The organism is Skermanella sp. (assembly GCF_059503625.1).
The window spans coordinates 1-6,877 of record NZ_JCACHA010000943.1 but is presented as its reverse complement, the minus strand read 5'-3'; the positions used below and the strand labels follow the sequence as shown (position 1 = coordinate 6,877).

The following is a 6,877-nucleotide window of genomic DNA, read 5'->3' as shown; positions in this document are numbered from 1 at the left end:
CTTCCCCGGCGGCATGCTGCTGCGGCCCAAGCAGCTTTGCTCGAATGGCGAGGATTTCTCGGCCATGGTCGCAGGCGCCGGCTCCACGTGCCACCGGTATCCTCAAATCCGGGTGCCCGTTGCAATCCTGTCGGGATCCGAAGACAGGATCGTCTGGCCGCAATACCACGCAAAGCCTTTGCACAAGATCGTGCAGGATTCGACACTGGAAATACTGCCTGGGGTGGGGCACATGCTGCATCATGCCCGGACCGATGCGGTCGTCGCCGCAGTCCACCGGATGTCCGAGCGGGTAGATGAACGGATCGGAAAGCTAGGTCTTGCCGGTTGAACGCCGCTTCGGCCGGCACCGCATTGCCGACCGAAGCATTCCAGGTACCGGCGATAGATACTAGACGCCACCACCTTGCTGGTTCTGGGTTCCGGACTCCACCGTCTCGGCGCCGAACTGGTCGGCGTCGGTACCTTCGGTACTTCCAGTGGAAACTCCTCGGAGAGCGTCGGCTGCTTCAGTCAGGTTGTCGGGAACGGTGTCGCCGTCGGAGCCGGACTCCAACTGAGTGCCGCTCTGGTCCGGATTGCCGCCGACTTCGCGCACCGCCTGATCCCAGTGCTCCTGTTGCTTGCCTTCAGGCTGGCCTTCCTGCTGCCAAAGCTCATAAGCCCGCTGTTTGATGCGCTCTAGGTCCATCGTGCTCTCCTGGGTCGCAGGGGTAAGTGGGACAGTGTCGAAACGCATCCCACAGATTGTTTTAGGTCAACAGGAGTCCCCGATATTCATCCCTGCCGGATCGACACAAATCGGTGGGGGAAAGATCGCGCTGGATCGAGAGCGGGCTTTGGGAGGATGATCGAGTCGGAGTTGTTGGCCCAAGGGGGAGGAAAAATCGATGAAGCCCGTCAAGAAGCGCCGCTCCGGCATCGATCCGTTGTTCTTGATCCTGGGAGGTGCCCTGCTGCTGATGGTGATCCTGCTGAGCCTGAGCCGGTAAATCGTCACCGTTCATGGCCGCGGTGTATGATTGCGAGCACAGTTTGTCGCATCGCAAGAAGTTGAGGCGAGGCATAGAGTCTGCTGTGGCACGGTAAAAACAAGGACTGCCCACTCAGGGGTCCGACGCTGCCGGATCGTCCTGTCACGGACAGGAAGGAGATTTTCCATGGCATCTTCTCTCATCACGACCATCAACGAAGAACACCGCACGATCGCCAAGCTGCTTCATTTGATCGACCGCCAGGTGATGCTGTTCGCGGAGTCGGCTTCGCCCGATCTCGACCTGCTGCATTTGATCATGGAGTACACCCAGAGCTTCCCCGACCTTTACCATCACCCCAAGGAAGATGCGATCTTCGTCAAGCTGAAGGAGCGCGAACCGGCGATGGGCGGTCAGGTCGATGCCCTGCTCGAGGATCACCGCAACATGCCTCAGATCAGCAGCAAGTTCGCCAATCTGGTCGAGCAGTTGATCGGCGATGCGACGATGCTGCGCGAAGTCTTCATCAAGGCTGCGGTCGACTATGTCGATTTCCAGCGCAATCACATGATGCGCGAGGTTGGAGACGTGCTTCCCGCAGCTATGCGGGTCCTGTCGGCGGCGGACTGGGCGGAACTGGAGGCGAACGCCGAGCAAGGCCTCGATCCGCTGAAAGGTGGCAAAGAGCATTTCCAGAGGCTTTCCGCATTGCTCCTGAACGAAGCCTGACGCGGAGTTGGGCGCTGCGGAGTAGGGGGTCCATACAAACCTACTCCGCAGCCCCAGGGAAACATATATACAGGGCGCATTATTTGTTGCCGAGGGCACGGAGAGCGCCATGCATCTGACCACCTATACCGACTATTCGCTGCGGGTGCTGATCTATCTCGGGGTCAGGAGCGACGAGCTGGTCACGATCAGGCAGATCTCCGATCATTACGGCATCTCGAACAACCATCTCCTGAAGGTCGTTCACCAGCTTGGGCTTCAAGGATTCATCGAAACGGTCCGGGGAAGGAATGGTGGACTCCGCTTGGCCCGTCCCGCCTCTGAGATCGTGATCGGCGACGTCGTGCGGAAAATGGAGCAGGACATGGCCCTGGTCCACTGCTTCGCTTCCAATGGGACTGCCGAACGCGGAAACGACTGCAAGATCGTAAGCGCCTGCGTGCTGAAAGGTGTGTTGAACAAGGCTTTGCTGGCATTCCTGGAGGTGCTGGATCAGCATACGCTGGCTGAGATGGTAGTTCCCAAGGCCAAGCTGGCCGAACTTTTGATGGCTGCACACGATTGAGGCCCATCGTGACGTATAGTCGCGGGCCGTCCCAGACCGAACAATCTTATTGAAGAAAATATTCCCGCGTCGTTATTTCCAGGAAGAAGGGGCTGTTGAAATGCCTCTGGGTGTGCGTAAGAAAGGATAGGATTCGGTCGAATGAATATTCGAGCAATCCGCTACGCCACGTGCTTCAGGAATCAAAATAATGAATTTCATGTTGAGAATTGGACTGCTGGCTGCCGCTGCATTAGCCGGCACAGCCTGTCAGTCTACTGAGGAAGCTTATTTCTCGGGGCGGGACGGACCTGTGGATTGTGCGAACTTCCGCATACAAAGTTCTCGTAGCGATCTGAAGCCGTCTGGCGAAAAAAGTTGCTGGATAGCGACCTCCAACACTGTCGAACATGTCGCGACCGCATATGGCCGGAGATTCGAGAGCAGCAGCAATCACATGTCCACAATGCTTTATCTTGCCGGCGGCAAGACGATGATGGGCCATAGAGAGCCTCAATCTCTACTTAGCGACTTCTCTATGATCAAGAATGAAGCCGAAGCATGGGAGACGTTGCCAAGCGTCAGGGTGAACGACAAGACGTACAAGTTGATGAGGTTCTCATTGGAAAAGCGAAAGTTTTCCTGTATCGGGTTCGTCAACTATGGTGATTCTATTGCCCACGGATACAGAAGTATCAATTTTGGGTTTTCCTGCATGCCCTCTCGACAGGGGATCATGCCTGAAGCTGCCATCCTGAAGGACTTGGAAGCATTGCACGTCCAGATCTGATCTGCTCATCGAGCAACCCTATCCAGACGCGCCTGCTTCGTTCCGATCAGCCTTCCGCAACCAAGCCGCGGGCGGGACCCTGCTTCTGCCGGTCGCGGTCGCCGGACTGTGGCTGGCGGCTAAGGTCGCGCAGCCGCCGTTCGGCTGCCGCGATGCTCTCGTTGTTGCGGCGGGCATCGGCGTCGATCGCTTCGAGCAGGGACCGCAGCATGGCGCGCAGCCGGTCGTTCTCGTTGACCAGCCGGCTGTTGTCCGTGGCAAGCTTGCTCATGGACACCCGCGCCATGCTCAGTTCCGCGACCTGACGCTCGAGCGTGCTGGAGAACGTCTCGATCTGGGACAGCAGGCCTTCGCCGCTGGATTTCGACGCTTCGAGGCGGGCAAGGGTGGCTTGGTATTCATCGAACAAGGAGTCCTCCCGCGCACTGCTGTTCTCTGGAGCCTTCCGGGGCTCTTCCACCGGGGCGGCGGCCGGTGTCCGTGCCGGGGGTGAGTCCGGTTCGTCGTCGCTGAGTTGCCCGATCAGGTTGGCGATTGCCTGGAGGTCGTCCGTCATCGTCGTCTCGCCGGCATGGAAGGACGGAGCGCCGCTGGAAGCTGCGACGCGATCGCGTGGTGTGCCTCTGAGCGACGCCGGAGTTGGCGGCGCCAGAGGCTGTGAGAGAGACTGCGCGATCGCGGGCAACTGTTTGGTCTCCGCATCCGACTGCGGCTGGGGCAATTGATCCACCTTGCCCCGTACCAGGAAATTCAATGACATCGGCAAAGCTCCGCACGATTCGGGCCTGTGATGTCATGGTTATCGTTTGTTAAGCTTAATAAGTCGTGAACTAGCGCCTCGACCTGCGCCAGAAGTACAGAACCAGCGGCACTACCCAGATCGCCAGCGTTACGACTCCGAGGCCCGCAGCCAGCGGACGTTCGAAGAAGCCCAGGAAACTGCCGCCCGACTTGATCATCGAGGTGACGAAGTTTTCCTCCAGCAGCGGTCCCAGTACGATCCCCAGGATGGTCGGTGCTATCGGAAAGCCGTTCTCCTCCATGATGAAGCCCAGCAAGCCGAAGACGAGCATGACGCTGATGCCGAAGACGGAGTTGTTGATGGCGAACGAGCCGACCACGCAGAACATCAGGATCGTCGGCATCAGCACGTTGCGCGGAACTTTCATCAGCAGCCGCGCCGACTTGATCGCCGCCCAGCCTGCGGGCACCATGAAGATGTTCGCCAGGATGAAGATCAGGAAGACCGCGTAGATGTCCTGCGGGTTGTTGATGAAGATCGTCGGTCCCGGGTTCATGCCCTTCAGGTAGAGCACGCCGATGACGATGGCGGTGATGCTGTCGCCGGGAATGCCGAACACCAGCGCCGGGACCCAGGCGCCGCCAAGGGCGGCGTTGTTGCTCGACGTGCTTTCGATGATGCCTTCGACATGGCCGGTGCCGAACTTCTCCGGCGTCCTGGAGAAGCGCTTGCTGACGGCATAGCTGACCCAGGCCGCGATGTCGGCCCCGGCGCCGGGCAGGGCGCCGATGGCGGTCCCCAGCACGTTGCCGCGAAGCGACTGCCGCCAGTACTGCTTGAACAGCCTGCCCCAGCCGGTGAACAGGTTGCCGGCCGGCGCCTGGACGTTGCTGGTGTCGGCGGACATCCCCAGCACGTAGCGGAAGATCTCCGACACCGCGAACAGGCCGATCATCGCCGCGATGAAGTCGATCCCGCCCATCAGATCGACATTGCCGAAGGTGAAGCGCGGCACGCCCGCCGGGTTGTTCAGCCCGATGGTGGCGACCAGCAGCCCGATCATCAGGCTGACCAGCCCCTTGATGGTCGAGCCCGATCCGACCACGGTGGCGCAGGTCAGGCCGAGGCAGGCCAGCCAGAAATACTCGAACGAACTGAACTGGAGCGCCACCTCGGCCAGCGAGGGGGCCGCCACGATCAGGACGGCCGTGCCGAACAGCCCGCCAAGGGCGGAGAACAGCAGGTTGGCCCCCAGCGCCAGCTCCCCCTGACCCTTGCGGGTCATGGCGTAGGCTTCATCGGTATAGGCGGCGGAGGCGGGAGTGCCGGGGATGCGCAGCAGGGTTCCGGGGATGTCGCCCGCGAAGATCGCCATCGCCGAGCAGGTGACGATGGCGCCGATGGCGGCGACCGGAGCCATGAAGAAGGTGATCGGCACCAGAAGCGCCGTCGCCATGGTGGCGGTCAGGCCAGGAACGGACCCGACGAACAGGCCGAACAGGGCGGCAAGGACGATGGTGACCAGCACGTCCGGCTGGAAGACCATCTGGCTCGCAAGAAGGATCGCATCCATCGCGTCACCAAGCCCAGGGCGTCAGCACGCCCCACGGCAGCGGCACCCGGAGCAGGCTGTAGAATCCGTAATGCACCGCCATCGTGATGCCCACCGCGAGGACGGGCACCAGGATCGGCTTGACACCCAGAACGCCGAACAGGATGGCGAGCGCGATGAACGCCGTCGGGATGAATCCCAACGGCGTCGAAGCCAGTATATAGAAGATCACCAGCGCTATCGTGATCGCCAGCGTCCGCAGGTGATGGCCCGAGCGCGCCCATGGCGCCAGCGAGACGGCGCCCGTCTCGGCCCATTGCCGCATGCCGCCCGCGATGAGGACGATCGAGCAAAGCCCCAACGCTATGGAAATCCAGGTCGGGAATACGGATGCGCCGTATTCCTGACCGGGTATGGCTGGAAAGGTCCGGGCATACACCCCGACCGCGAGGGAGAAGGCCAGAAGGACCGCTCCCAGGATCGCGTCGTTGATCCGCATTGCAGCTGCCGCCCTTACTGCCGGGCGATCCCGACCGCCTTCATCACCTTACCCAGGCTGTCGTTGCTCTCGGACATGAAAGTGCCGAACTGCTCGCCCGAGGCGTAGACCATCCCGAAGCCACGCTGGTTCATGAAATCCTTGAACTCGGCGCTGTCATAGACCTGCTTCAACGCCGAAGTCAGCTTCTGGGCGATGTCGTCGGGCAGGCCCTTGGGAGCTACCACGCCGCGCCATGCGGCCATGGTCCAGTCGATGCCGGTCTGTTCCTTCAGCGTCGGGATGTTCGGGAACAGCGGGTGGCGCTTTTCCGCCATGATCGCGAGGCTCTTGACCCGCCCCGCGTCGATCAGCGACCGCGCTTCCGGGATGGAGCAGGGCGCTATCTGGACGCCGCCGGCCACAAGGTCCTGGAGACCGGGCGCCGCTCCCTGGCTGGGCACCCAAGCGACCGCCTGCGGAGCGATGTCGGCGTCCTGAAGCATGCCGGCCAGCGCCAGATGCCAGATACCGCCCTGACCGGTGCCGGAAGCCTTCATGGTGCCCGGCTTGGCGCGGATCGCCTCCAGCAGGTCCTTGGCCGAGTTGTACGGGCTGTCCTGAGCGACCTGAAGCCCGGCCGGGTCCTCGTTCATCAAGGCCAGCGGCGTATAGTCGGCATAGGTGAGCTGTGTCAGCCCCTGCCAGTGCATCATGCCGATCTCGACGGTCGCGAGACCCAGCGTATAGCCGTCGGGCGCCGAACTGGCGATGGCCTGATGGCCCACCACGCCGCTGCCGCCGGTCCGGTTGACCACGTTGATCGGCTGCCCGAGCGTCCGCTCCAGCAGGCTGCTGACGATACGCGCCGTGGCGTCGGTGCCGCCGCCGGCGCCCCAGGGGACGATCATCGTGATCGGGCGCTCGGGATACGCCGCCAGGGCTGGGGACTGTCCCATCGCCAGCAATCCGCCGACGGCGGTCAGGGCCAGCGCGCAGGTGCGGATGAACGTTCTTCTCTTCATGATTCCCTCCCAGTGTTCTTGAGTGCTTTTTTGGTTTTTTGCG

At 61.5% G+C, this 6,877-nt stretch carries 9 protein-coding genes; 4 read left to right on the top strand and 5 right to left on the bottom strand.

Annotation, left to right across the window (positions count from 1 at the left end; translation table 11 throughout):
• Positions 1-331, top strand: a 331-nt coding sequence (locus AC5JJ6_RS34415; protein WP_496046360.1) for an alpha/beta fold hydrolase, incomplete at its 5' end; no start/stop codon positions are given.
• A gap of 60 nt (positions 332-391) precedes the next feature.
• Here the strand turns inward: AC5JJ6_RS34415 and AC5JJ6_RS34410 are convergent.
• Entirely contained in the window at positions 392-691 is a 300-nt protein-coding gene (locus AC5JJ6_RS34410; protein WP_496046359.1) for a DUF2934 domain-containing protein, read from the bottom strand.
• 469 nt (positions 692-1,160) lie between these two features.
• On the opposite strand from AC5JJ6_RS34410, the gene AC5JJ6_RS34405 reads away from it, so the two are divergent.
• From AC5JJ6_RS34405 to AC5JJ6_RS34395, 3 genes are all read left to right on the top strand, one after another.
• A complete protein-coding gene (locus AC5JJ6_RS34405) occupies positions 1,161-1,703 on the top strand; it encodes a hemerythrin domain-containing protein (RefSeq protein ID WP_496046358.1) in 543 nt (180 codons plus the stop codon).
• A 109-nt stretch (positions 1,704-1,812) separates the two neighbouring features.
• A complete protein-coding gene (locus AC5JJ6_RS34400; RefSeq protein ID WP_496046357.1) occupies positions 1,813-2,268 on the top strand; it encodes an Rrf2 family transcriptional regulator in 456 nt (151 codons plus the stop codon).
• A gap of 190 nt (positions 2,269-2,458) precedes the next feature.
• Positions 2,459-3,037, top strand: a complete 579-nt coding sequence (locus tag AC5JJ6_RS34395) for a hypothetical protein (RefSeq protein ID WP_496046356.1) — start codon at positions 2,459-2,461, stop codon at positions 3,035-3,037.
• Between the two features lie 46 nt (positions 3,038-3,083).
• On the opposite strand, the gene AC5JJ6_RS34390 is transcribed toward AC5JJ6_RS34395, so the two are convergent.
• The 4 genes from AC5JJ6_RS34390 to AC5JJ6_RS34375 form a co-directional block, all read right to left on the bottom strand.
• Positions 3,084-3,797, bottom strand: a complete 714-nt coding sequence (locus AC5JJ6_RS34390) for a hypothetical protein (protein ID WP_496046355.1) — start codon at positions 3,795-3,797, stop codon at positions 3,084-3,086.
• A gap of 70 nt (positions 3,798-3,867) precedes the next feature.
• The gene (locus AC5JJ6_RS34385) at positions 3,868-5,352 is read right to left on the bottom strand and encodes a tripartite tricarboxylate transporter permease (protein WP_496046354.1); all 1,485 of its coding nucleotides are present in this window, start codon (positions 5,350-5,352) and stop codon (positions 3,868-3,870) included.
• Between the two features lie 4 nt (positions 5,353-5,356).
• Positions 5,357-5,830, bottom strand: a complete 474-nt coding sequence (locus AC5JJ6_RS34380; RefSeq protein ID WP_496046353.1) for a tripartite tricarboxylate transporter TctB family protein — start codon at positions 5,828-5,830, stop codon at positions 5,357-5,359.
• Positions 5,831-5,844: 14 nt separating this feature from the next.
• Complete coding sequence (locus AC5JJ6_RS34375; protein ID WP_496046352.1) at positions 5,845-6,834, bottom strand: tripartite tricarboxylate transporter substrate binding protein; 990 nt, start codon at positions 6,832-6,834, stop codon at positions 5,845-5,847.
• Positions 6,835-6,877 lie beyond the last annotated feature (43 nt).